The organism is Paenarthrobacter sp. NPDC018779 (genome assembly GCF_044391085.1).
Taxonomy (GTDB): domain Bacteria; phylum Actinomycetota; class Actinomycetes; order Actinomycetales; family Micrococcaceae; genus Arthrobacter.
This window is the reverse complement of the sequence record NZ_JBIRZS010000008.1, coordinates 50714-73450: the sequence shown is the minus strand read 5'-3', so window position 1 is coordinate 73450 and position 22737 is coordinate 50714. Positions and strand designations below refer to the sequence as shown.

Sequence of the window (22737 nt, the reverse complement as noted above, 5' to 3'; positions counted from 1 at the left end):
CCGATGGTTCCCTGGCGGCGGTGGCAAGTGCCGCCAGTGGTTCCGTGCCCGCAGTGGCAGGTGCCGCCGTCGAGCATTAAGCCCTGCCGTGGGAAGATTGGGCAGTGGCCCATATTGACGTTTCCGGCATCGACTACTTCCTCTCCGACGGCACCCAGCTGCTCAACGGTGTGACTTTCAAGGTTCCTGACGGCACCAAGACGGCGCTGATCGGCCCGAACGGTACCGGCAAAACCACGCTGTTCAAGATCATCGCGGGCGATCTCACGCCGGATGAGGGCGTGGTGGGACGCTCGGGGAACATGGGCATCATGCGCCAGTTCGTGGGCCAGGTCCGCGACGAATCCACTGTTCGGGACCTGTTGGTCTCCACCGCCCAGCCGGGCCTCGCCAAGGCGGCGAAAGCCGTTGAGGAAGCCGAACTGGCCATGATGGAGCACGACGACGAGCCCACGCAGATGCGCTACGCCCAGGCAATCGTGGACTGGGGTGACGCCGGCGGGTATGACGTGGAAACCGTGTGGGATGAGGTCTGCATGGCCGCACTGGGGATTTCCTTTGACAAGGCACAGTTCCGCCGCGCGTCCACCCTGTCCGGCGGTGAGCAGAAGCGGCTCGTGCTGGAAGCACTCTTTGCCGGGCCGGACGAGCTCCTGCTGTTGGACGAACCGGACAACTACCTCGATGTGCCCGGCAAGCGCTGGCTGGAATCCAAGCTCAACGAATCCAAGAAGACGGTGCTGTTCATCAGCCACGACCGCGAGTTGCTGAACAATGCGGCCGGTCGGATCGTGACGCTGGAACCGGGCATCAACGGTGCCGGTGCATGGATCCACGGCGGCGGTTTTGGCTCCTACGTGGAGGCGCGCGCCGACCGCAATGCCCGCTTCGAGGAACTCCGCAAGCGTTGGGACGAGGAGCACGTGAAGCTCAAGGAACTCGTCAACATGTACAAGAACAAGGCTGCGTTCCGCTCGGACATGGCCAACCGGTACCAGGCTGCCCAGACGCGGCTTGCCAAGTTCCTGGAAGCGGGACCGCCCGAGGCCCTGCCCATCGAACAGAACGTCCGCATGCGCCTCAAGGGTGGACGGACCGCCAAGCGGGCCGTCGTTGCCGAGAAACTGGAACTGACCGGACTCATGAAGCCGTTCTCCACGGAGATCTGGTTCGGGGACCGGGTGGGGGTTCTGGGGTCCAACGGCTCGGGCAAGAGCCACTTCCTGCGCTTGCTCGCTACGGGTGGAACCGATCCCGAGCGTGAGCACTTGCCGGTGTCCGACGTCGTGATTGCGGAAGTTCCGCACGAAGGCACCGTCAAGCTTGGTGCCCGCATCCGTCCCGGGTTCTTTGCACAAACGCATGTGCGGCCCGACCTTCTGGGGCGGACCCTGCTGGAGATCCTTCACCGGGGTGACGAACACCGGTCCGGTCTGCCCCGCGAAGCGGCCGCGGGTGCGCTGGATTCGTACGGATTGGCCGGCCAGTCGGAGCAGAAGTACGAGTCATTGTCCGGTGGCCAGCAGGCACGTTTCCAGATCCTGCTGCTGCAGCTTTCCGGTGCCACCCTGCTGCTCCTCGACGAGCCTACGGACAACCTGGACCTGCATTCGGGCGAGGCTCTTGAACGGGCGATTGATGCCTTTGAGGGCACTGTCCTTGCCGTGACGCACGACCGTTGGTTCGCCAAGTCCTTCGACCGCTTCCTGGTGTTCGGCTCTGACGGCAAAGTGTACGAATCCGAAGAGCCGGTGTGGGACGAGAAGCGGGTAGAGCGCGCCCGCTAACCCGACGCTCTCTCACCGAATCGCCCTTAAACGGGGACCCTCTCTCACCGAATCGCCCTTAAACGGGAACGCTCTCTCACCCAATCGCCCTTAATCGGGAACGCTCTCGCACCCACTGCGAGAGCGTTCGCGTTCAAGGGGTGTTAGGTGAGAGAGGGTCCGAGGTGAGCAAATGATCACAAAAAGTGATTAAGTGCGCGTCTGCTTGTTAGGCTGGAGGCATGAAGACCGCTGACCGCCACCGATACATCGGGGAGCTCCTGCGCACCCGCGAGGCGGTGACGGTTGACGAGTTGGTGGCCGAATGCGGCGCCTCCGGAGCCACCATCCGGCGGGACCTGGAGATCCTTGCGGCCAACGGAGTGCTGAAGAGGGTCCACGGTGGTGCCCGCAGCCTGTTGGCGCGCGGCGATAATCCCGGCTACGGCCAGCGTGAACTTGAAGAGCACGAGGCCAAACTACGGATCGCAGCAGTTGTTGACGGCCTCCTCCGGGACCGTGAGCACGTGTGGCTGGACAGCGGATCCACGGCCACGGAAATCGCACGCAGGCTCTCCAACCGCGAACTGACCGTGATGCCCATGTCCCTTCACAGCGTGGACGCGCTGGCCGGCGGGCGTGCCGAACTCATCCTGCCCGGCGGTCGGCTCATCCCGGGCGAACAATCATTCCGCGGACCCATGGCCGAAGCCAACATCCGCTCATTGCGCTTCGACACTGCCGTCGTCACTCCCTGCGCATTCAACCTCAAAGACGGACTCCTGGCGCACGACCTCGACGATGCCGCCGTGAAGCGCTCCGGACTCGAGTCAGCCGCACGGGTGATCGCTGCCGGATCCGGAAGTAAATGGAATGCCAGCGCTGTGGCGTTGGTTGCCGCTATGGAGGCCGTGGACGTGATCGTGACAGACCTCAAACCCTCCCCAGAAGACCTTGCCCGGCTCGACAAACTCTCCGTGGAAGTTGTGATTGCATGACCACCAGCACCCGAACCTTACCGAACGTGAACGCCGCGGCCATCGCTACCTTCCTGGTCTTCGGCATGAACGGTTTGGTCTTCGCCAGTTGGGCGGCCCGGATTCCCGCCGTGACCGAGGCGCTCAGCCTCACCTCAGGACAGATGGGCACGCTGCTGTTGTGCACCGCCGTCGGTTCCCTCCTCGCGCTCCCTTCGGCGGGATGGGTGGTGGGCCGCATTGGTACCGCCAACACGGTGAGGCTTGCTGGCATTGTGGCCGGAGGCGCCGGGACGGCAATCGCCTTCTCGCTCATGGCAGCTTCGGTTCCGGCGACCGCCATTGCGTTGTTCTTCTTCGGCATTGGCATTGGCTTGTGGGACGTGGCGCAGAACATTGAGGGCGCCGACGTCGAGCACCGGCTCAAGCGCACCATCATGCCGCAATTCCACGCAGCCTTCAGTGGTGGCGCTTTCGTTGGCGCACTGATCGGTGCCGGGCTCTCGCAAATCGGCGTGGGCCTGCCGGTGCACTTGCTGGTCATCGCGGCCATCGCCGTGACCCTCTCACTGACGGCCCCGCGATTCTTCCTTCCGCATCAGGCTGCGGTTGCTGAAACGCACGACGGCGGTCCGGCGGCTTCCAAGGGCCCCTCGGCTTGGCGGGATGGCAGGACGCTGCTCATCGGCGTGGTTGTCCTGGGTGCCACGCTGACCGAAGGCGCGGGCAACGACTGGATAGCCAAGGCCGCTGTGGATGGACTTGGCTCCTCCGAGGCGACGGGTGCGCTGCTCTTCGCGCTCTTCGTGGCAGCAATGACTGCCATGCGGTTCATGGGCGGAAAGGCGATCGACAAGTTCGGCCGCGTAGCCGTGCTCCGTGCCAGCATGGCCGCCGCGGCGGTTGGCTTGGCGCTCTTTGTCTTCGCGGACAACGTAGTCCTGGCGGCGGTTGGTGCTGCCCTGTGGGGTATCGGTGCAGCCTTGGCATTCCCTATGGGTATGTCCGCTGCAGCCGACGATCCACGGCATGCCGCAGCGCGCGTCTCGGTGGTCTCCACCATTGGCTACGTCGCGTTCCTGGCCGGGCCCCCACTGCTGGGCTACCTGGGTGACCACACGGGTATCCACAACGCCCTGCTGGCTATTGGTGCGCCTATTCTCGTGGCCCTGCTGCTTGCCGGTGTTGCGAAGCCTTTGCCCGCCAAATAGGACCGGTCCCGCTACTTTCATTCTCGGCGATGCATATGCTGCGAAATGGCACCCAAAGAAGCAAGACCAGACCCGTCCCCAGGCAGGCTGCGCCCACGACATCGCTGAGCCAGTGCGCTGACAGATAGGTCCGGCTGATCATCATGGCCAGGATCCCCAGCGCGGCCAGTGCCTTGATCCAGAACCGGTCGATAAGCACCACCATGACAACCAAAAAGGTGGTGGTGGCCGATACATGCCCTGAAGGGTATGAGCCCGTGTCTGTCAGGACCTTGGCTCCCTCGGGACGCTGCCGGCCCACCACCACCTTGGCCAACTGGGTGAGGGCAAGCGCCGACACACCCGCGACAATCACGAACAGGGCCGTCCTGGGCCGCTGCCACAGCAGGAGCATCGCGCCGAGAAGAAGCTGCAGGACAAGCATCCCCACGTAGCCCACTGCGTTCAACACCAGATTCACCTGGTCCCAAAGGGGCGTGTGCAGGGTGAAGACGTAAGCCTGCCAGAACGTGTCCACGCCGTTGAACGCCGGCTCGCCGTTTCCCGCGAGGATGAACAGGCCGGGAACAACAAAAGCGATCAGCAACAGCACGGCCGGTGTGGCAATCTGCCAGGTGGGCCGTTGACGCGGTTGCAGGAGGCGGGCCATCCACTCATGGTAGCCACTGGGGCTGGAACCGCCGGGGAGGCGCCGGGCAACCGTCGGCATCGGCGTTACGCTGGTCTGATGCGAGGCTTCCTGCGTAAAGGTCCAAAGCACGTTGCCAGGTTTGACCAGTTCCTGGTGCGGGCTGTCTCGCGCCAGCCTCAAGGTGACCACGACGACTTCTTCCGGCGGCTCTCAGCAGCGGCCACCAAGGGCAAACTGTGGTTCGGAATCGCCGGAATCATGGCCACGGTTCCGGGAAAGCCCCGCCGCGCTGCCTTGCACGGCCTGCTTGCCCTCGGCGCGGCCTCGGCGGTGACCAATGTAGTTTTCAAGACGGCACTCCCCCGCAGGCGGCCTCTGCCCGAACACCTGCCTGTTTTCCGTTTCGTGAATCCGCAGCCCGTCAGTTCATCCATGCCGTCCGGCCATTCCGCTTCTGCTGTTGCGTTTGCTGTTGGAGCCGGGCTGGTTTCGCCGACCATCGGCCTGGCCCTGGCTCCGGTTGCGGTCGGCGTTGCCTACTCAAGGGTCCATACGGGTGCGCATTGGCCGTCTGATGTGGTGCTGGGTTCGGCCTTGGGAGTGGGCTCTGCCTTGGTGACGCGCAAATGGTGGCCGGCCAAGCCACCGGAGCCCACTCCGCGTCGGACGCCCGTGGAACTCCCGAAGATATCCGACGGCGATGGGCTGAGTATTGCGGTCAATGCCATGGGCGGCTCCTACTCGCCGGAGACAGGCGACCTTCTCCGAAAGATATTCCCTAAAGCGCATATACATGAAATCGCCGAAGGCGAAGACATTGGGCAGGAAATTGAGGCCACGGCCACGCGGGCCGGCATTGTTGCCCTGGGCGTGTGGGGAGGTGACGGGACCGTCGGCACGGCAGCAGCTGCCGCCGTCGAACATTCCCTTCCTCTTTTGGTGCTGCCGGGCGGAACACTGAATCACTTTGCCCGCGATCTCGGCATCGGATCCATGGACGATGTCCTGAAAGCGGCAGGCGATGGGTCCGGGGCGTTGGTGGATCTGGGCAATGTTGTTATGCAGCGGGGCCTGCCGGAGCTGCCGGAAACCAGTGAATTGGCGATGCTCAACACGGCCAGCGTGGGGGTTTACCCGAACCTTGTCCGCCGCCGTGAACGGTTGCAGCCGGCATTGGGCAAGCCCCTTGCCGGGCTGGTGGCATCGCTAAGGACGTTTGCGGTCAATTCCCCCACCACCCTCCTGGTGAATGGCGTCAGGCACAAGCTGTGGATTCTGTACATGGGTCGAGGCAGGTATTACCCCAGGGACCATGCGCCACTCCGACGTCCGGTGCTGGATGACGGCGTGTTCGACCTGCGAATGATCACTGCGGATGAGCCCTTTGCGCGGGCCCGCCTGCTGTGGGCCACCGTGACGGGAACGGTGAGCGCGTCCAAGGTAACGCACCTGGCCGAGGGGACCGAAGTAAGCATCGAGGCCATAGGACAGCCGTTGGTTCTGGCCGTCGACGGGGAGCCGAAAGCCGGCGTCCGCAGCGCCGAATTCGTGGTCAAGCCGCGGAACCTGAGGGTCTATTCACCCCTCGACGCGGCTGACTGAGCTTTTTCGATCATCCGCGAGGATTACCCTGACTGAACCCTGAATCATCCCTGAGACAGGCGAATTCCTTCCTTCGTGTGACTAGCGTTTAAGTACATTCACTACTCATCCGCATTCACTACTCATCTGCACGGACACGTGCCCAGGGAGGGGAACGCTTCCATGATCGAAGCAAAAGGCCTGACGAAGGTCTACGGCGAAAAGACCGCCGTTGGCGGTGTCAGTTTCACGGTCCAGGCCGGCCGGGTAACGGGCTTCCTTGGCCCGAACGGCGCCGGTAAGTCCACAACGATGCGCATGATCATGGGGCTGGACAGGCCGACATCAGGCGATGTCACGGTCAACGGCCTCCACTACGCCCAGCACAAGGCTCCGCTGCACCAGGTGGGCGCCTTGCTCGACGCCAAGGCCGTGCACACCAGCCGCAGTGCATACAACCACTTGTTGGCGATGGCTGCCACCCACCACATCCCCACGTCGCGGGTCCACGAGGTCATCGAAATGACCGGCCTTGGCGCGGTGGCCAAAAAGAAGGCCGGTGGGTTCTCCTTGGGCATGGGCCAGCGGCTCGGAATCGCGGCTGCGTTGCTCGGTGACCCGCAAACGCTGATCCTCGACGAACCGGTGAATGGTTTGGATCCCGAAGGCGTTCTGTGGGTCCGCAATTTGGTCCGCTACCTCGCCAGCCAAGGCAAGACTGTCTTCCTGTCGAGCCACCTCATGAGTGAAATGTCACAGACGGCGGACCACCTGATTGTGATTGGCCGGGGCAGGATCATTGCTGACGCTCCCATGCAGGACATCATCGCCGGCGCCCAACAAGCCAAGACCCTGGTGCGTACCTCTGCGGCAAGCCGTCTGTCCACGTTGTTGGTGGGCGACGGTGTCCGTGTGGACCAGAACGAGAACGAAACCCTGGAAGTGGTTGGTTTGCAGCCTCGCGAGATCGCCCAGGTGGCCTTGGACAACCAGGTTCTGATCTACGAACTGACTCCGCAGGTTTCCTCCCTCGAAGAGGCCTATTTCAACCTCACCAAGGACGAGGTGGAGTATCACTCCCATCTCACTGGCGAGCCCGTCGCCGCTGCAGCGGAAGGAAAGTAAGGACGATGAGCACCATGACTGAAAGCCGAACGAACGCACCTGCACATGCCTCCGCAGCCGGACGGGGCGTGACCTTTGCCGGTGTTGTGAAGTCCGAATGGATCAAGCTGCGTTCCCTCACCTCCACGGTGATCCTGCTTGCCCTGACGCTCATTGCCACCGTTGGTGTAGGTGCGTTGGCTGTCCTCATCCGCTTTACGTTCATCGACCAGATGATCAAGGAAGCGAAGGACGCCGGGCAGCCAGTGACTGCGGAGATGATCACCCAGCAGTTCCCGGCGGGCTCCGGGTTCGACCTCTACAACCTGCCGAACGCCGGGATCCAAATCGGCACCCTGGTCCTCGGCGCACTGGCCGTGCTTTTCATCTCCTCGGAGTACGCCACAGGGATGATCCGGTCCACCATGAACGCCGTCCCCAAGCGCATTCCGGCTTTTGCGGCCAAGGCTTTGCTCCTGGTGGTCATTTCCTACGTGATCACCACCATCGCCGCAGTCCTTACCTTCCTGATCGCCATGCCGGTGTTCCAGGGCCTGGACATCAAGCTCGACTGGTCCACCGATGGCGTCATGTACAGCATCTTCACCGGTGGCCTCTACGTTGCCGGCGTGGCCCTCATTGGTCTTTCGCTGGGTACGCTGCTCCGCAACTCCGCAGGCGGCGTCACTGTGCTGGTGGCCCTCTTCTTTGTCCTTTCCATTGCTTCCGGGTTCCTGAGCCTCGTTCCCGGCGACTTCTGGAAGTACGTCCCCCAGTACATCCCCAGTGAGGCAGGCGGTCGCTTCCTGGCCATCGGGCACACGGACGGCGTCCTGGATCCGTGGCAGGGCGGCCTGGTTTTCCTCGGCTATATCCTGCTCTTCCTCATCCCCGCCGTGTTCGCCATCAAGAAGCGGGACGTTTAGGCGGTCTAGGCTCGATCCATGACTGAAGCTCCACAGGCGAGGGACGCGTTGGCCACAGCGGCCGACGCGTCCTTCGCCGAAATCGCCCAGCGGCGGCGCGGCCGTGTCCGGCGGTACTTCTACGAGCGTCCGCGTGCCATGGACGCTGTGGTGGTCCTTTGCTACGTGATCCTTGCCCTGCCCACCATCATTGCGTCAGGCAGCGAGGGCAAGTGGCTGGCGATGTCTCTGTTGCTGCTGATTGCGACCGTCCTGGCTTTCAGGCGACGCTATCCGCTCCAGGTGGTCACCGCCGTCGTGCTTTTCGAAGTGGCGGCCACCATCCTCAACCCGTGGGGCTCGAACGTTTCTGCTGGTTTGTGGTTCGCCCTCTATGCGGTGGCGACAGCGAAGAAGCGGCCTCTCGCGCTGCTGGTTTTCGTGGCCGCGAGCCTGCCGTTGAGCCTTCTTTACCTGTTCATGTGGACCAGTCCCAACAATCTGGACACGCTTCAGGACGTGCCGGAGAACTTCCATCTCATCAACAACATCGCCACGGCCGTCACCATCATGTTGTCCAACCTCCTGGCTACTGGAATCGGCATATCGGTGCGGCAGCGGCGTGAACACGAGGCTGAGATTGCTGCGTGGGTGGCGCGGACAACGCAGCTGGGCAAGGTGACGGAGCGCAACAGGATAGCCCGCGAGATGCACGATGTTGTGGCGCATTCGCTGACGGTGATGATCAGCCTCTCCGATGGGGCCGCTGTGGTGGTCAAGAAGGATCCGGAACGCGCAGGCGACGTGCTGAACGAACTGTCCAGGACCGGAAGGGCCGCGCTGGCTGACATGCGGCGCGTCCTTGGCGTTCTCCGTGACGATTCCGGGCGACCCGCGCCTTTGGCGCCCCTCGAGTCGGGCCACAACCTGGGGAAGCTCCTGGACGGCTTCCGCACCGCCGGCTTGCCCCTGCACTACGCGCATACGGGGCCAGCGCTGCCCGCCGATCCTGCGTTCGAATTGACGGTGTACAGGATCGTCCAGGAATCGCTGACCAACGTTCTCCGCTACGGCCGGTCGCTGAGCCGGGTGGACGTGCAGATAACCCGCGACGGCGACTTGGTCACCATTGACGTGCTCGACGACGGCCGTGGAACCCGGGAGGGTGGCGGGGCCCTCGCGAGCAGCATTGGATCAGGCCAAGGCATCGCAGGGATGAGCGAGCGTGCGGGAATCTATGCTGGAATCGTGACTGCCGGTCCTGGAAAACGCGGCGGCTGGGCGGTGCATGCCGAGCTGCGCTGGAACGGCGATAAGGGGGAAGAATGACTGGGGACAGCATCATCAAGGTCTTGTTGGTGGACGATCAACCACTGCTTCGGATGGGTTTCCGGCTCATCCTGGAGGGTGAGGACGATTTCACCGTTGTTGGGGAAGCCTCGGATGGGGCGGAGGCCGTGCGGTTGGTCGCGGAGCTGCACCCTGACGTGGTGCTGATGGACGTCCGCATGCCCGCCATGGACGGTATTGAGGCCACCAGGCGGATCTCGGACTCGGGCTCGGATTCCCGGGTGATTATCCTGACCACCTTCGATCTCGACGAGTACGCCTTTTCGGGTTTGCAGGCCGGCGCCTCGGCGTTCCTGCTCAAGGACGTGGCGCCCGCCGAATTAGTGCATGCCGTGCGCCTGGTAGCCAGTGGGGATGCTGTTGTGGCGCCGCGGGTCACGCAACGGCTGCTGGAAACGTACGTCCGTGGCGGGCACGCGCCGGGGCTGGCTCCGGCACCGCACCGCGATCCCCTCCTGGACGAGCTCACGCCGCGTGAAACCGAAATCCTGACCACCATCGCCGAGGGCTTGTCCAACGCCGAGATTGCGCACAAGTTCTTCTTGTCCGAGGCTACGGTGAAGACCCACGTCCGGCGGATCCTCAGCAAGCTCCAGCTGCGGGACCGCGTGCAAGTGGTGGTTTACGCCTATGAGACTGGCCTGGTGGTCCCGAGCAACCCGGATTACTGACCCACCGACTGCTGCGTCGCTTTGTCTGAGGACAGCAGTTGGATGAGGTCGTGGGGCTGGCACGCGACGGCAGCCGCCCCGGCCTGTTCTTCCTGGGTGCCGTAGCCCCACTGGGCGAAAACGGTCGGGATGCCGAAGGCTGCTGCTCCTTGGACATCGTAAATTCGGTCTCCCACCATGACGGGGCTGTCCACGTTTACTTCCTTTGTCCGGAGGCGTTGCAGGGATTCTTCGATGACGTCCCGCTTGGTGGCGCGTCCGTTGGCGTCTGACGCGCCGCAGATATCCACGAAGTGCTGATCGATGCCCAGAAATTCGGCCACCCTCAGTGCCTGGTCTTCCACCTTGGACGTAGCGATGGCCAGGGGCAAACGGTGGCCGAGTTGGTTGAGCACTTCAGTGACGCCATGAAACAACTGCGCTTGTTTGGCGCCGGAGTCGGCGTACGCCTTCCGGTAGTGTTTCAGGGCCAGTTGGGCACGTTCTTCTGTCATGCCGGGGAGGGACCGGAAGGATTCAATCATCGGCGGACCAACGAACGTCAGCAGAGTCTCCGGATCGGGTACCTCAGCTCCGACCATGTCAAGGGCCGTCGCAGCGCTTTCGGTGACTCCTTTCGCGGAATCCACCAACGTGCCATCCATATCAAAGAGGACGCAAGTAAACTCCGTCTGCAGTGGTTCGTGGAGCTGTGGACGTATCATTTCTTCCTGGGCCTTTCGGTCAAGGCAGGCGGTATGGGCCTGCGCGGTTATTTGTGGGAAGGGACCCATGGAGCGAGCGGGCCTGGACGTCATCGATCAAAGTATCCTTGCGGAACTCACAAGGAATGCCCGGGTTCCCCATGCGGTGTTGGCCAGCAAAGTGATGCTGTCGAGGAACGCTGTGCGTCAACGCATTGAGCGCATGGAACGGCAGGGTTATATCCAGGGCTATACCGTTATGGCTGGTGGCGAGGACTTAGATTCGGTCTCGGCGTTCCTCATGGTCTACCGCAAGGACCGCATGCGCGGCGCTGACGTCTTGAGTGCCCTTCGTGCGATCCCGGAGGTTGTCCTGTGCGATGTCCTCAGCGGCGACTTTGACCTGATTGTCCGGGTGGAGGCGCGCACGCTGGGCAGGGTCCAGGAGATCTGGGAGGAAATAGCCGCGCTCCCAGGCGTAGCAGACACCGTGACCGCCATGACGTTGTCCAATGTGATCCGGCGGCGTTCGGCTTAGTCAGTTTTCCCAACGCCTCGCACTTGGGATAGCCCGACTGCGTCCTCCACGATGCTCCGGGCCACGTCGGGCTTCAAGAACCCCATGGATGTCACCGCCTGAAGGACGGGGGTGTTGTCGCGGAGGGCAAGCTTTGCAACGGAAGCCGCGGCGTTGTAACCGATGGCCGGGATGAGCGCTGTGGCGAGGCCGGCTGAACGTGCTGCCCGCATACTCAGCAGGTCTTCGTCTGCCTCGATGCCTTCAATGCAGTGTGTCCTGAGAATACGGGTTCCATTGCTGAGCCAGGAAAGCCCTTGCAACAGTACGTGTCCGATGACCGGCTCAAAAGCGTTGAGTTGGAGTTGCCCATTGTCCGCGGCCATGGTGACTGTAGTGTCTGCACCCGCTACGGCGAAGGCGATCTGGTTCATGGCTTCGGGAATGACGGGATTTACTTTGCCGGGCATGATCGAGGAACCTGCCTGGCGTGGCGGCAACCTAAGCTCTCCGAAGCCGTTCTGCGGTCCGCTTGAGAGCAGGCGAAGATCGCTGCTGATCTTTGAGATCTTGATGGCAGAGCGCTTAAGCATGGCGGAGAGGTGCATGAAGGCCCCCACGTCCGAGGTTGCCTCAACCAGATTCTCTGCGGGCACGAGCTTTCGACCGGTGATGCCGGCCAGCACGTCCAGCACGTGCTCCTTGTAGCCCGGCTCTGCCGTGATGCCCGTACCCACGGCGGTAGCGCCCAGGCTGCATTCCAGCAGAAGGACGGCCGATTCGGCGAGGCGCTGCCGGTCTTCCGAGATCGTGGCGGCGAAAGCGTGGAACTCCTGCCCAAGGGACATGGGTACGGCATCCTGAAGCTGGGTGCGCCCCATTTTCAGGATGTGTCCAAAGGCTGCGCCCTTGTCTTGGAAAGCTGCTGCCAGACGGTCGAGTTCATGGCAGAGTTCCTCGACAGCTCCCACCAAAGCCAGCTTGAGGGCGGTGGGGTAGACATCGTTGGTGGACTGGCATCGATTGACGTGGTCGATGGGATGAAGGTATTCGTAGCTGCCCAGTGGATGTCCCAGGAACTCCAACCCAATGTTGGCGATCACCTCGTTGGCGTTCATGTTGGTGCTGGTCCCGGCGCCTCCCTGGATGACGTCAACGCAAAACTGCTCCCGGAAACCGCCAGCTTCCACTGCCTCGCATGCCCAGGTGATGGCACGGACTGCGTCTGCGTCAATGACGCCCAGGTGCCCGTTAGTAACGGCTGCGGCCCGCTTCACCGTTGCCAAAGCCGCGATGAGCCGGGGGTGTTGTGCCAAGGTGATCCCGCTGATGGGAAAGTTGTCCAGGGCCCTGGCGGTGTGTGCTCCCCAATACGCCTTGGCTGGAACGTTGATACGTCCCAGGGAGTCTTCTTCCACGCGGTAGTCCATTGGCAGGGTTCCTTTCAAATTGATGTGTGGGCGCGCCTGCCCGGGCCGTGAGGGTGCGCAACAGTAAGGCGCACCCTCACGCGCAGGCAGTTCAGTTCTTGATGCAAATGACCTTGGGCTGGGTCATGTCCTCGTAGGCGAAGCGGACTCCTTCCCTGCCGAGGCTTCCGTACTTGAAGCCGCCGAAAGGCATGCCGTCGAAGCGGTAGTCGGAGGAGTCGTTGATCATCACGCCGCCGGCCTGGATCTGTTTGGCGGCATCCATGGCACTGCCAAGAGAAGACGTGAAGATACCGGCGTGAAGGCTGAAGCTGATGGAGTTCGCTACCTCAAGGGCTTCGGCCAAGGAATCGATCGGCCGCAGCATAACCACCGGCCCGAAAGCCTCCTCCTGCCATAGGCGGCTGTCGTCGGGGACGTTTTCCATGACGGTTGGGTGGACCAGATTGCCGCTGTTCCTGTTGCCGGCCAGCACCACCGCCCCTTGCTCTGCGGCCTGCTTGATTTTGCCGAGGAGCTCCGCGGCGGCTCCGCTGGTAATCATGGGACCGACGTCGGTCTTCTCGTCACCTGGGTCACCCACCACCAGACGGGCCGTTTCGGCCAGGAACCGCTCCTTGAACTCCTGGTAGACGCGGCTGTGCACCAGAATGCGCTGAACGCCGACGCAGTTCTGCCCCGCAGCCCAGAACGCACCGGAGACGCAGGACTCCACGGCTTTCTGCAGCTCGGCATCGTCCATGACAATGACGGGCGCATTACCGCCGAGGTCCATGGCCAGCTTCTTAAGTCCTGCGGTCCTTGCGATGTCCTCTCCCGTGGAAAAACCGCCGGTAAAGGACACCATGCGTACGTCCGGCGCAGACAGGATTTTCCGGGCAACCTCGCGCCCTCCGTGGACAAGGGTCAGGACGGTGTCCGGAAGCCCCGCTTCCTGCAGGGTGGTGGCCAGCATTTGAGCCGAGAGCGGCGTCAATGCCGACGGTTTAAGTACGACGGCGTTGCCTCCTGCGATTGCGGGCCCCACTTTGTGGGCCACCAGGTTGAGGGGATCGTTGAAGGGCGTGATGGCGAAAATGATGCCCAGCGGTTCGCGGGAGAACCACCCGTGACGGTCCTCGGATCCTTCGTATGCGTCGAAGGGGATGACTTCGCCGGCGTTGCGCCGGGCCTCCGCTGCGGACAGCCGTAGGGTGTTGACGGCCCTCAAGACCTCCTTGCGTGCCTGGCGAATGGTCTTGCCTGCTTCGTCGACGATTGTCCGGGCGAAGACTTCGCTGCGTTCCTCGATGGACTTCGCCGCACGTTCTAGGATCCTGCCGCGGGCATCCCGGGAAAGCGCAGAGGATGCCCGGGTACCGGCGCGGGCCGCGGCAAGTACATTCTCCACGTCGTTCGGATCGGAGAGTTGGATGGTGCCCACTGTCCGGTTGTCGTAGGGGCTGGTGACGTCCTGGAAGGAATCCACCGTGGACAGGTCTGCAATCAGAGTCTCAGACATGGGAGACGACCTTCTTGGCTGCGTGCATGGCGATGATGTCCGAGAGCAGGGCGTAGGCGGTCTCTACGCGCCCGGCGCCCGGTCCTGAAATTGTCACCGGCCCCAACAGGTCTGTGCTGAACGAAACGGCGTTGGTGGCCCCAGAGATGCCAGCCAGTCCGTGGTCCAGGGGCAGTGCCATCGGTTTGACCGAGGCGGACACGGTGCCGTCGGAGTTCCTTCGCGCAGCTCCGATCAGTTTCCAGCGCCGCCCCTCGGAGGCTGCTTTGGCGATGTCTGCGGGCGTTACGGAGGAGATGCCTTCACGGCTGACATCCTGGAGCGTGATTCCTGCGCCCAGCAATTCGTTGGCGAGGATCAGTACTTTGAGTTGGACGTCGTACCCTTCGATGTCTGCGGTGGGGTTGGCTTCCGCGTAGCCCAGCTCCTGAGCCTCACGAACAGCTGACGGCAGGTCAAGGCCTGCTTCCATGCGGCCCAGCACGTAGTTGCTGGTGCCGTTCAGGATGCCTTCGAACCCGTCTATGGCGAGCCCCGTGAACATCTGCTTGGCGAGCCGGATGACCGGGGTGCCGCTCATGACGGCGCCTTCGAATTCGAACCTGGCTCCGTTTGCTTCGGCCAGGCGGGTCAGTTCCGGACCCTGGAGTGCTACGGGACCTTTGTTGGTGGTGCAGACGCTCTTGCCGGATTCCAGTGCCCAGCGGACGTGGGACACGGCCGGTTCCCCGTCCTCCGGATTGGTGAAGGTCGCTTCGCAGATGATGTCCGCCGTGCAGTTGCGGATAACGGCTTCGTTGTTGGTGTCCCGGGAGCCGCCTTGGTCGGCGAACGTTTCATCCTGGGGCAGGTGGAGTGCCATCCCCAGGTCGATTCCGTCGGGGGCCACCAGCGAGCCGAGTCGAAGGTCCGTGATGGCAACGATCCTCAGTCTGAAACCCAGTTCTGCGCGAAGCTCTTCTCCGCGTTCGTGAACGATTTCGGCGAGTGTGCGGTTGACTCCGCCGAAGCCAATGAGGGCGAGATCGTAGGTGGTCATGATGCTCCTTTGGGATGGGGCGGCTTGATGACTCCATCCTGCTGTCGCCCAGTGTCAGTGAGGCCATGTCGATTGGGTGGATTACATGGTCATTCTGACCATTCGGGAGCCACCTTGGCACTTGGACCCAGCCAGATTATGTGCGTTATAGACATTCATAATTGTTTTTAATGATTATGTGACGGCAATCTGTGTTACCTTCATCACTACGGACTCCTGCTGGTCGTAATCAGCCCGGCCGACTCTTCCCCTTCGCATCCGTCACACACCGGAGAATCACATGGAATCTTCAACACCCCTGCAGTTGGACCCTCGGTCTGAGGCGCCCGGCACCGAAACTGCCCAGAGCGGACTTCGCCGATCCATGGGCACCAGGCACCTGATCATGATCGCCATGGGAGGCGTCATCGGATCCGGACTGTTCCTGAGCTCCGGCTACACGATCTCCCAGGCAGGCCCGCTGGGCGCCGTGATCGCCTATTTGGTTGGCGCATTCGTCGTGTATCTGGTGATGGCCTGCCTTGGTGAACTGGCCATCGCTTATCCGGTTTCCGGGGCCTTCCACATCTACGCCGCCCGATCGATCGGACCTGCAACAGGATTTACCACCGCCTGGTTGTACTGGCTCTGCTGGGCCGTTGCCATTGGTTCTGAATTCACGGCCTCAGGACTGTTGATGCAGCGCTGGTTCCCGGACGTCGAGGTTTGGGCTTGGTGCCTTGTCTTCGCAGCAATCCTGTTCGGTTTCAACGCAATCTCATCGCGGTTCTTCGGTGAATCCGAATTCTGGTTTGCCATCATCAAAGTGGGCGCGATCATTGGCCTCATCATCCTCGGCGGTGCCGCCCTTTTCGGTTTCCACCCGTTGTCGGCGTCAGGCAGCCACCCCTTCCTGTTTGAGAACTTCAATACCTCGGCTGGGCTGTTCCCCAACGGATTCGCTGGAGTCCTGGTAACTGCCCTCGCTGTCTTCTATGCGTTCTCGGGATCGGAACTCATCGGCGTCGCGGCCGGCGAAACTGCTGATCCTGCGCGCAACATTCCCAAGGGCATGCGGAGTACGGTCATTCGACTGCTGATCTTCTTCGTCGGAGCAATCGCGGTCATCGCAGCAACAGTCCCCTATGACCAGGTGGGCCTGGACGAGAGCCCTTTCGTCACGGTGTTCTCCTCCGTGGGCATTCCGTTCGCGGCCGACATCATGAACTTCGTCATCATCACCGCACTGCTGTCCGCCGGCAACAGCGGCTTGTTCTCCTGCGCCCGGATGCTCTATTCGCTGGCCGACGAGGGCCACGCTCCCCAGGCCTTCAAAAAGCTGACCCGGCGCGGCATTCCATTGGTAGCTCTGTCCGTGAGCATGCTGGGTGGGCTGGCATCGCTCATCAGCAGCGTCGCGGCACCCGAGACCGTGTACCTGGCGTTGGTGTCCGTGGCAGGCTTTGCCGTAGTTGGCGTGTGGATGTCCATTGTGGCCTCCCACTTCTTCCATCGCCGCGCATTCGTCCGCAACGGTGGAAAGGTAGCCGACCTCGCCTACAAGGCCCCGCTCTACCCGCTGGTCCCGATCCTCGCCTTCGTTCTCTGCCTTGTTTCCCTGGTGGGCATCGCAATGGACCCGTCCCAGATAGCAGCCCTGTACTTCGGAGTTCCGTTTGTGGCCGCTTGCTACCTGTTCTTCCGGTTCAGGTACGGCAACCGGTCCCGTAAAGGCCAGTCCGCCTGACTTTTCCACACAATCCTCCACGGCCGTGCAGCGCTTGCGCGGCCGTGGAGTTGTTTGCCAAGGAGGCCATCACAGTGCATCCGCTTCCGCTTGCGCCAGGTACCCACCAGCTCTCCAGCTGGGTGGAGGTAGACGGTGCGGCTTTCGAATCCAACGTCCGGGAAATCCAGGAGCTGGTGCGGAACCGTGCCAAGCTCTGCGCCGTCATCAAATCCGACGCGTATGGGCATGGGGCCGGCCTGCTCATGCCCTTCCTCGCGCGTTCCGGAGTTCCATATATAGGCGTCGGATCCAACCTGGAGGCCCATATTGCGCGGCGCCATGGATACACCGGCAAACTGATGCGGGTCCGCGCTGCCGCACCGCAGGAGATCGCGGCCGCCGTCGTATATGGTGTCGAGGAACTCGTCGCCGATCCGCAAAGCGCCTGGGAAATCAGCCGGATCGCAGCCGCCGCCGGACAGACGATCCGCATCCACCTAGACATCAACTCTTCGGGCATAAGCCGCCACAGCCTGGACGTATCCACCGCACTGGGACGTGCCAGCGCGGTTGGAATGCTGAGCCATCGGCATCTGGAACTTGCCGGGATCATGACGCATTTCCCGCTGGATGACGTGGAAGACATCGAGGCAGGCCTGGCCCGTTTCCTGGAACAGGCACTGTCCATCCTCCTCGCGGCTAATGTGCCGCGTGAGCTTGTGTTGCTGCACGCAGCCAACTCGTTCGCAACGCTCAATGTCCCGGCCACGTGGCTGGACATGGTGCGCACCGGTGCGCTGCTCTACGGCGATTCCGATCCACGTCACTCCAACTACCTGCGTTGCCTCGCCTTCAAAGCAAGGATCGGCTCGGTGAACAGTTATCCCGCAGGAAGCAAGGTGGGCTACGGGCACCTGCATACGTTGCAGTCCGAGTCACGCCTTGCCACTGTCACGGCGGGCTACGGCGACGGTTACAGGCGCGCATTGGCCAAGGGTGGCAGTGTGCTGGTCCGGGGACAACGGGTTCCTGTGGTGGATGCGGTATCCATGAACTCCATGGTGGTGGACGTTTCCAATGTAGCGGACGTCTGCCCGGGTGACGAGGTGGTCCTCTTCGGCCGCCAGGGCAGCGAGGAGATCACCGTGGATCAGCTGGAGTCCGCCACTGGCAGCATCCTGGCCGACCTTTATACAGTGTGGGCGGCCGGTTCGCGCGTCCTCGCCGCGGAGGGTGCCGTGTGAGAATGGCTTGAGCTTGCTGAAAGGAGCCCGATCCGTGGATGTGCCATCGGAAGCCTCGTCTTTGGCCCAGGGCCTTCGCTTGGTGCGGTTGGTGGCGGACCGGGAAAAGCAAGGCAGGCAACTGCTGGGCGTCTCGCAACTCGCCGCGGAGTTGGATATGGAACAGAGCCGGGTGTCGCGGCTCGCCCAGGAGCTTTGCGACCTTGGGTTGCTGGAGCGGGAAGACCGCGGACCCTTCAGGGTGGGCCGGCGCTTCTTCACGCTGGCCAGCTCACTCAATCGGGACTGGGTGCAGAGATCCAGGGCTGAGCTGGAAGAGCTCGTCGCTGGTTTTGGCCTTCGTTCCCGCCTTTCCGTGCGGGACGGGGCTCGGGTGCAGCTCCTGCGCTCCTCAAGCAATAACGCCGCCTTGGGTGGTTTCGCCAAGCCTGGAATGGTGACGCCGGTTTGGTGCACAGGAGCCGGCCGGGCGCTGCTGTGGGACCACGACGCCGGTGCCCTGGAGTGGCTGCTCAAGGACGTCAATTTCATCGGAGTGGGCGGCCCGGCTGCCGCGCACTCCACAGCCGAGGTCCAGGAGCTGATGGAAAGGGACAGGCCGGCCGGTTATGTCTTTGCCAATGAGGAATACGAACACGATGTCTGGGAGCTCGCTGTCCCCGTACGCTCGCCCAAGGGTGAAATCCTTGCTGCCCTCAGCGTCCTGGGCAGCCGGTCCGGGACTGAAGTGGACGTCGCCGTCATGGCTGATGCCCTGGAGTCGGCGTCCCGGCGTTTGGGTTCAGCGTTCCGTGAGCCCGCTTAGGCATCGACGCGCGTGGATTCACTGAATTCCGCCCACCCGGGTTTCGAGCCAGTCGCGCCACGAGGCAAGTGCCAAAGCGTGGTGTTCGCGCTGAGGTTCAAGCCGGGCCTTCGGGCCAACGATCTGCAGTGCTGCGGCGACGTCTCCCTTGAAGTCCCGGATCGGCGCAGAGAGCGAGTAAAGGCCCGGTTCGGCTTCCTCATCGATGATTGAGTAACTCCTGCTCCTGGCGCCGTCAAGCCGGCGAAGAAAGTCGTCCACGGATCGCGGCGTGTTGGGCCCGTGCCGGATGAACTCCACGTTCTGGAAGATCCTCCGTACCTCTTCTTCGGGTGCATCCCAGAGGAGGGCCTGGCCCGCGTCGCTGCAGTAGGCCGGGTACGGGCGACCCAACCAGGAACCCACCAGGTTGGCGCTGGCAGGCACGTGCTCGGCAATGGTGACCGTGCTGTTTCCACTGAGGACACCCAGGAAGCAGGCTTCGGTGGTTTCGGCCGCCAATCCCTCCAGGGCGGCCAGCCCGTCAGTCCTGAGCCGCTGTTCCGTCACAAGTTGGGCGTCGGTAAGGATCGACCAGTCCAGGCAGTAGGCCCGGTCAGTTGTGCGGGCCAGGAAACCTTCCTGCAGTGCCCCCTTGAGGCTGCGGGAGACCTGGCTGCGATCCTTGTCCAGCCGCGTCGCGACTTCGGCCACTGTTCCGCCGTCGTATCCTTCGGCGTGGCGCTCGCCGACGGCGAGGATGGCCATCATCCCGCGTCCCATGCTGGAGGTCTTTGACATTTCTCGATTCTAGCCAGCCGTCAGGGCAGATCGCCGTGGAATGCCCGACGGCGACCTGCCGCCTTAGTGGATTGCGAAGACGCGGGCTGGGAATCCGCTGCCGCCCAGTGGCTTGGCCCAGGTAGCTATCAGCGCAGCTCCCGCCTCCGGCAGTCCGTCCAGGTTTGCCAGCAGTTCGATCTGCCATTTGTCGCTGGCCAGGATGTACGTCTCGAGGCTGAAATCCTGGCGGGATGTTGCCAGACCGGGGTCGGTATCGGTCTGTTCATGCCCCACCGCGGCCACGTCCCGTTCTTCAACCAGGAACTCGAGCACCTCCCGGGACCAACCAGGCGTATGGCTGGTGCCCTCAGAATCCCGGTTGGCCATTGCCCGGGCGTCGGGCCACCGATGGCTCCATCCTGTGCGCAGCGCTACGAAGGACCCCGGGGGGATCCTGCCGTTTCGGTCTTCCCAGGCGCTGACGTCGGCCAAGGTCGGAGTGGCATCGTCGTCGACCGCGGCGCGTCTGCTGATGTCCAGGACAACCAGCGGTAGCACCATCTCCTGCACAGGCAACAGATCCAAGGTCCGGCCGCCGTTGATGAAGTGCGACGGCGGGTCGACGTGGGTCCCCCACTGGCCGACGATTGTGTACCTGTGGGCGGTGAAACCGTCACCCTTGTCCATATCGAAGAGGGCCTCGCGCTCCTCATCGGGAAATGCCGCGAAGTGCGGTTGGCCCGGGTGAAACGCGTGGGTCAGATCGGTGAAGGTCCTGTTGGCGAGAAGGGGAGCCAGTTCCTGCCAGAGTGGTGCGTTCACGAAGCAATCCTTTCCTGCGTGGGCTCCGGGGCTGAGATGGCCTGGGCAGCACTGCTGGAGACATTGAGCGGCCCAGACACTTCAATGACGGGAACCTCCCAGGGGTGGATCTCCACGATCCGTTGGACCAGCTGATGGACGGCTGGTTCTTCCAGGGCGGCGTCGAAGTAGGACGTGAAGACGAACGTGGGAGAGATGGTTCGCTGGCCGACGCTGCCCAGCGTTGGATTTGCTCCCTCGGCTACGGTGAATCCTTCAAAACCGGCCGAGGATTCGAAGACGTGGTGGTAGTTGCCGAAGCCGCCGAGTTCGGGGGAGGCCTGGAGGGTCTCAAGGAGACGTGCAATTCCGGCATCCGCTTCCAAGGCACTGAGCTCGCCGCGGCTAAGACGGGTCATCGTCTCCATGGGGATCGGCCAATGGATGCGGAGCTTCCGGACGGATTTGAGTTCGATGTGCATTGTTGGGTTCCTTGCTCGTTGGGGAATGCCGAACATCATCGTGACATAATGTGATGAGCATTACAAGCATAATTATTTGTCAATAATGCACGCTTGCATGGAGTTCTGAGCTCCTGTCAGGATGCCCCCGAGCCCGGGACTAGACTCGGGGTCATGCCTTCGAACGCCTCCGCAGTAGACCACATCCAGGACCTCGGCTCTTTCGTTTCGGCGTCTCCGTCGAGTTTCCACGCAGTGCACGAGGCGGCCCGACGCTTGGATGCTGCGGGTTTCACCGGGCTTGATGAGCTTCAACCGTGGGAGGGTGGCCCGGGCAACTACTACGTGATCCGTGATGGTGCCCTGATTGCCTGGGTTACGCCAGCCAACGCGGGTGCGACCACCGGCTTCAATATCCTCGGGGCGCACACGGATTCGCCGTCGTTCAAGCTCAAGCCCAAGCCCACCACCGGGAAGTTCGGTTGGCTGCAGGCGGGTGTTGAGGTCTATGGTGGCCCGCTGCTCAACTCGTGGCTGGACCGGGAACTGCAGCTTGCGGGCCGTTTGGTGATGCGTGACGGTACCCAGCACCTGACCAACACCGGGCCCCTGCTGCGCTTCCCGCAGTTGGCCATCCACTTGGACCGCGCCGTCAACGAGGGCCTCACCCTTTCGAAGCAGCAACACATGAACCCGATCTTTGGCCTGGGAGACCCTGCGGGTGAGGACCTGCTGGGTTTGCTGGCCTCGCGCGTGGACGGCGCCGGGGTGGACGCAGCTGACATCGGCGGGTACGACGTCGTGGTGGCAGACACGCAGGCGCCGGCAGTTTTCGGGGCCAAGGGTGAGTTCTTCGCGTCTGGCCGTTTGGACAACCTTTCCTCAACCCACGCAGGGTTGGTGGCGCTGATAGCCCATGCCGCAACCGTCCCGGCCGAGGGGCCGATCGCCGTCCTGGCTGCCTTCGACCATGAGGAGATCGGATCCAATTCCCGCTCCGGCGCCTGTGGCCCGTTCCTGGAGGACATCCTGACCCGGATTTCCGATGGTTTCGGCGCTTCGGTGAGCCAGCGGCGGCAGGCCCTCTCGGCGTCGTTCTGTGTTTCTGCGGATGCGGGCCACGCCGTCCACCCGAACTACGCGGAGCGCCATGATCCCACCAACCGGCCACTGCTGAACGGTGGCCCGCTGCTGAAGATCAACGCCAACCAGCGCTATGCCACGGATGCCACGGGCGCCGCCTTCTGGGCACGCCTCTGCGAGGAGTCGGGCGTGCGCTACCAGGAATTCGTTTCCAACAACGACATTCCGTGCGGCTCGACCATCGGTCCGCTCACTGCGACGCGGCTGGGCATCCGGACCGTTGATGTGGGCGTTCCGCTGCTGTCCATGCACTCCGCGAGGGAGTTGTGTGGCGTGGAGGACCCGCACTTGCTGGCGACTGTAGTTGAAAGGTTCTTCGCAACCGCGGTGTGACCCGACCCACTGGGTAAAGCATCAAGGAGTCGTTTCAGGGTCGTTTCAATAGTGCTTGCTGCGAAACATTTGCTGCCTGAAGCTATACATTTTGTGCATCCTCATGTTTCGTGT

Annotated in this window: 21 protein-coding genes; 13 read left to right on the top strand and 8 right to left on the bottom strand. The window is 62.7% G+C overall.

From position 1 onward, the window contains the following. Positions 1 to 104 precede the first annotated feature (104 nt). The 3 genes from ACH488_RS11060 to ACH488_RS11050 all read left to right on the top strand — a co-directional run bounded on the left by ACH488_RS11060 (position 105) and on the right by ACH488_RS11050 (position 3954). Positions 105 to 1787: an ABC-F family ATP-binding cassette domain-containing protein gene (locus ACH488_RS11060; protein ID WP_397324198.1), complete on the top strand. Its 1683-nt coding sequence runs from the start codon at positions 105 to 107 to the stop codon at positions 1785 to 1787. A 221-nt stretch (positions 1788 to 2008) separates the two neighbouring features. Continuing rightward, positions 2009 to 2764 carry a DeoR/GlpR family DNA-binding transcription regulator gene (locus ACH488_RS11055; protein ID WP_397324197.1) on the top strand — a complete coding sequence of 252 codons (756 nt, stop codon included), beginning with the start codon at positions 2009 to 2011 and terminating at the stop codon, positions 2762 to 2764. Beyond that, positions 2761 to 3954 (top strand): MFS transporter, encoded by a 1194-nt coding sequence (locus tag ACH488_RS11050; protein ID WP_397324196.1) that lies wholly within the window; start codon positions 2761 to 2763, stop codon positions 3952 to 3954. Before ACH488_RS11055 ends, ACH488_RS11050 begins: the two co-directional genes overlap by 4 nt. Here the strand turns inward: ACH488_RS11050 and ACH488_RS11045 are convergent. Then, on the bottom strand, positions 3899 to 4714 hold the full coding sequence (locus ACH488_RS11045; protein ID WP_397324194.1) for a phosphatase PAP2 family protein: 816 nt from the start codon (positions 4712 to 4714) through the stop codon (positions 3899 to 3901). The two genes, ACH488_RS11050 and ACH488_RS11045, sit on opposite strands and share 56 nt — an antisense overlap. Between ACH488_RS11045 and ACH488_RS11040 the strand changes: the two genes are divergently transcribed. From ACH488_RS11040 to ACH488_RS11020, 5 genes are all read left to right on the top strand, one after another. After that, positions 4682 to 6187, top strand: a complete 1506-nt coding sequence (locus ACH488_RS11040) for a bifunctional phosphatase PAP2/diacylglycerol kinase family protein (RefSeq protein WP_397324193.1) — start codon at positions 4682 to 4684, stop codon at positions 6185 to 6187. The genes ACH488_RS11045 and ACH488_RS11040 overlap by 33 nt on opposite strands. A gap of 162 nt (positions 6188 to 6349) precedes the next feature. Beyond that, entirely contained in the window at positions 6350 to 7291 is a 942-nt protein-coding gene (locus ACH488_RS11035; RefSeq protein ID WP_397324191.1) for an ABC transporter ATP-binding protein, read from the top strand. A gap of 14 nt (positions 7292 to 7305) precedes the next feature. Further along, a complete protein-coding gene (locus tag ACH488_RS11030) occupies positions 7306 to 8196 on the top strand; it encodes an ABC transporter permease (RefSeq protein ID WP_397324189.1) in 891 nt (296 codons plus the stop codon). An 18-nt stretch (positions 8197 to 8214) separates the two neighbouring features. Next, a complete protein-coding gene (locus ACH488_RS11025; protein WP_397324187.1) occupies positions 8215 to 9504 on the top strand; it encodes a sensor histidine kinase in 1290 nt (429 codons plus the stop codon). Beyond that, entirely contained in the window at positions 9501 to 10196 is a 696-nt protein-coding gene (locus ACH488_RS11020) for a response regulator (RefSeq protein WP_397324186.1), read from the top strand. Before ACH488_RS11025 ends, ACH488_RS11020 begins: the two co-directional genes overlap by 4 nt. Here the strand turns inward: ACH488_RS11020 and ACH488_RS11015 are convergent. After that, a complete protein-coding gene (locus ACH488_RS11015; protein WP_397324184.1) occupies positions 10190 to 10900 on the bottom strand; it encodes an HAD hydrolase-like protein in 711 nt (236 codons plus the stop codon). The genes ACH488_RS11020 and ACH488_RS11015 overlap by 7 nt on opposite strands. Before the next feature lie 67 nt (positions 10901 to 10967). Between ACH488_RS11015 and ACH488_RS11010 the strand changes: the two genes are divergently transcribed. Next, positions 10968 to 11417, top strand: coding sequence for an Lrp/AsnC family transcriptional regulator (locus ACH488_RS11010; protein WP_397324183.1), 450 nt, complete (start codon positions 10968 to 10970; stop codon positions 11415 to 11417). Here the strand turns inward: ACH488_RS11010 and ACH488_RS11005 are convergent. The 3 genes from ACH488_RS11005 to ACH488_RS10995 all read right to left on the bottom strand — a co-directional run bounded on the left by ACH488_RS11005 (position 11414) and on the right by ACH488_RS10995 (position 15366). Then, positions 11414 to 12826: an aspartate ammonia-lyase gene (locus tag ACH488_RS11005; RefSeq protein ID WP_397324182.1), complete on the bottom strand. Its 1413-nt coding sequence runs from the start codon at positions 12824 to 12826 to the stop codon at positions 11414 to 11416. The two genes, ACH488_RS11010 and ACH488_RS11005, sit on opposite strands and share 4 nt — an antisense overlap. A gap of 91 nt (positions 12827 to 12917) precedes the next feature. Beyond that, positions 12918 to 14327, bottom strand: coding sequence for an aldehyde dehydrogenase family protein (locus tag ACH488_RS11000; protein ID WP_397324181.1), 1410 nt, complete (start codon positions 14325 to 14327; stop codon positions 12918 to 12920). Next, positions 14320 to 15366 carry a homoserine dehydrogenase gene (locus ACH488_RS10995; protein WP_397324179.1) on the bottom strand — a complete coding sequence of 349 codons (1047 nt, stop codon included), beginning with the start codon at positions 15364 to 15366 and terminating at the stop codon, positions 14320 to 14322. Before ACH488_RS10995 ends, ACH488_RS11000 begins: the two co-directional genes overlap by 8 nt. Before the next feature lie 280 nt (positions 15367 to 15646). Here ACH488_RS10995 and ACH488_RS10990 point away from each other — a divergent pair, with 280 nt between their 5' ends. From ACH488_RS10990 to ACH488_RS10980, 3 genes are all read left to right on the top strand, one after another. Continuing rightward, on the top strand, positions 15647 to 17092 hold the full coding sequence (locus ACH488_RS10990) for an amino acid permease (protein WP_397324178.1): 1446 nt from the start codon (positions 15647 to 15649) through the stop codon (positions 17090 to 17092). Positions 17093 to 17166: 74 nt separating this feature from the next. Next, positions 17167 to 18318, top strand: a complete 1152-nt coding sequence (gene alr, locus ACH488_RS10985; protein WP_397324176.1) for an alanine racemase — start codon at positions 17167 to 17169, stop codon at positions 18316 to 18318. A gap of 34 nt (positions 18319 to 18352) precedes the next feature. Continuing rightward, on the top strand, positions 18353 to 19123 hold the full coding sequence (locus ACH488_RS10980) for an IclR family transcriptional regulator (RefSeq protein WP_397324175.1): 771 nt from the start codon (positions 18353 to 18355) through the stop codon (positions 19121 to 19123). Positions 19124 to 19141: 18 nt separating this feature from the next. On the opposite strand, the gene ACH488_RS10975 is transcribed toward ACH488_RS10980, so the two are convergent. From ACH488_RS10975 to ACH488_RS10965, 3 genes are all read right to left on the bottom strand, one after another. After that, positions 19142 to 19903 (bottom strand): IclR family transcriptional regulator, encoded by a 762-nt coding sequence (locus ACH488_RS10975; RefSeq protein ID WP_397324173.1) that lies wholly within the window; start codon positions 19901 to 19903, stop codon positions 19142 to 19144. A gap of 63 nt (positions 19904 to 19966) precedes the next feature. Then, positions 19967 to 20707: a cyclase family protein gene (locus tag ACH488_RS10970; RefSeq protein ID WP_397324171.1), complete on the bottom strand. Its 741-nt coding sequence runs from the start codon at positions 20705 to 20707 to the stop codon at positions 19967 to 19969. After that, entirely contained in the window at positions 20704 to 21168 is a 465-nt protein-coding gene (locus tag ACH488_RS10965; RefSeq protein ID WP_397324170.1) for a hypothetical protein, read from the bottom strand. The genes ACH488_RS10970 and ACH488_RS10965 overlap by 4 nt, the downstream gene beginning before the upstream one ends. Before the next feature lie 153 nt (positions 21169 to 21321). On the opposite strand from ACH488_RS10965, the gene ACH488_RS10960 reads away from it, so the two are divergent. Then, entirely contained in the window at positions 21322 to 22623 is a 1302-nt protein-coding gene (locus tag ACH488_RS10960) for a M18 family aminopeptidase (RefSeq protein WP_397324169.1), read from the top strand. The last annotated feature ends 114 nt before the right edge of the window (positions 22624 to 22737 follow it).

Excerpts from the sequence above, each read along its gene's own strand:
- ACH488_RS11000 (WP_397324181.1), bottom strand. The coding sequence starts at position 14,327 with ATGTCTGAGACTCTGATTGCAGACCTGTCCACGGTGGATTCCTTCCAG.
- ACH488_RS11030 (WP_397324189.1), top strand. The coding sequence starts at position 7,306 with ATGACTGAAAGCCGAACGAACGCACCTGCACATGCCTCCGCAGCCGGA.
- ACH488_RS11040 (WP_397324193.1), top strand. The coding sequence starts at position 4,682 with ATGCGAGGCTTCCTGCGTAAAGGTCCAAAGCACGTTGCCAGGTTTGAC.
- ACH488_RS11005 (WP_397324182.1), bottom strand. The coding sequence starts at position 12,826 with ATGGACTACCGCGTGGAAGAAGACTCCCTGGGACGTATCAACGTTCCA.
- ACH488_RS10975 (WP_397324173.1), bottom strand. The coding sequence starts at position 19,903 with ATGTCAAAGACCTCCAGCATGGGACGCGGGATGATGGCCATCCTCGCC.
- ACH488_RS10965 (WP_397324170.1), bottom strand. The coding sequence starts at position 21,168 with ATGCACATCGAACTCAAATCCGTCCGGAAGCTCCGCATCCATTGGCCG.
- ACH488_RS10960 (WP_397324169.1), top strand. The coding sequence starts at position 21,322 with ATGCCTTCGAACGCCTCCGCAGTAGACCACATCCAGGACCTCGGCTCT.
- ACH488_RS11055 (WP_397324197.1), top strand. The coding sequence starts at position 2,009 with ATGAAGACCGCTGACCGCCACCGATACATCGGGGAGCTCCTGCGCACC.
- ACH488_RS11015 (WP_397324184.1), bottom strand. The coding sequence starts at position 10,900 with ATGATACGTCCACAGCTCCACGAACCACTGCAGACGGAGTTTACTTGC.
- ACH488_RS10990 (WP_397324178.1), top strand. The coding sequence starts at position 15,647 with ATGGAATCTTCAACACCCCTGCAGTTGGACCCTCGGTCTGAGGCGCCC.
- ACH488_RS11050 (WP_397324196.1), top strand. The coding sequence starts at position 2,761 with ATGACCACCAGCACCCGAACCTTACCGAACGTGAACGCCGCGGCCATC.
- ACH488_RS11020 (WP_397324186.1), top strand. The coding sequence starts at position 9,501 with ATGACTGGGGACAGCATCATCAAGGTCTTGTTGGTGGACGATCAACCA.
- ACH488_RS10995 (WP_397324179.1), bottom strand. The coding sequence starts at position 15,366 with ATGACCACCTACGATCTCGCCCTCATTGGCTTCGGCGGAGTCAACCGC.
- ACH488_RS11035 (WP_397324191.1), top strand. The coding sequence starts at position 6,350 with ATGATCGAAGCAAAAGGCCTGACGAAGGTCTACGGCGAAAAGACCGCC.
- ACH488_RS11010 (WP_397324183.1), top strand. The coding sequence starts at position 10,968 with ATGGAGCGAGCGGGCCTGGACGTCATCGATCAAAGTATCCTTGCGGAA.
- ACH488_RS11025 (WP_397324187.1), top strand. The coding sequence starts at position 8,215 with ATGACTGAAGCTCCACAGGCGAGGGACGCGTTGGCCACAGCGGCCGAC.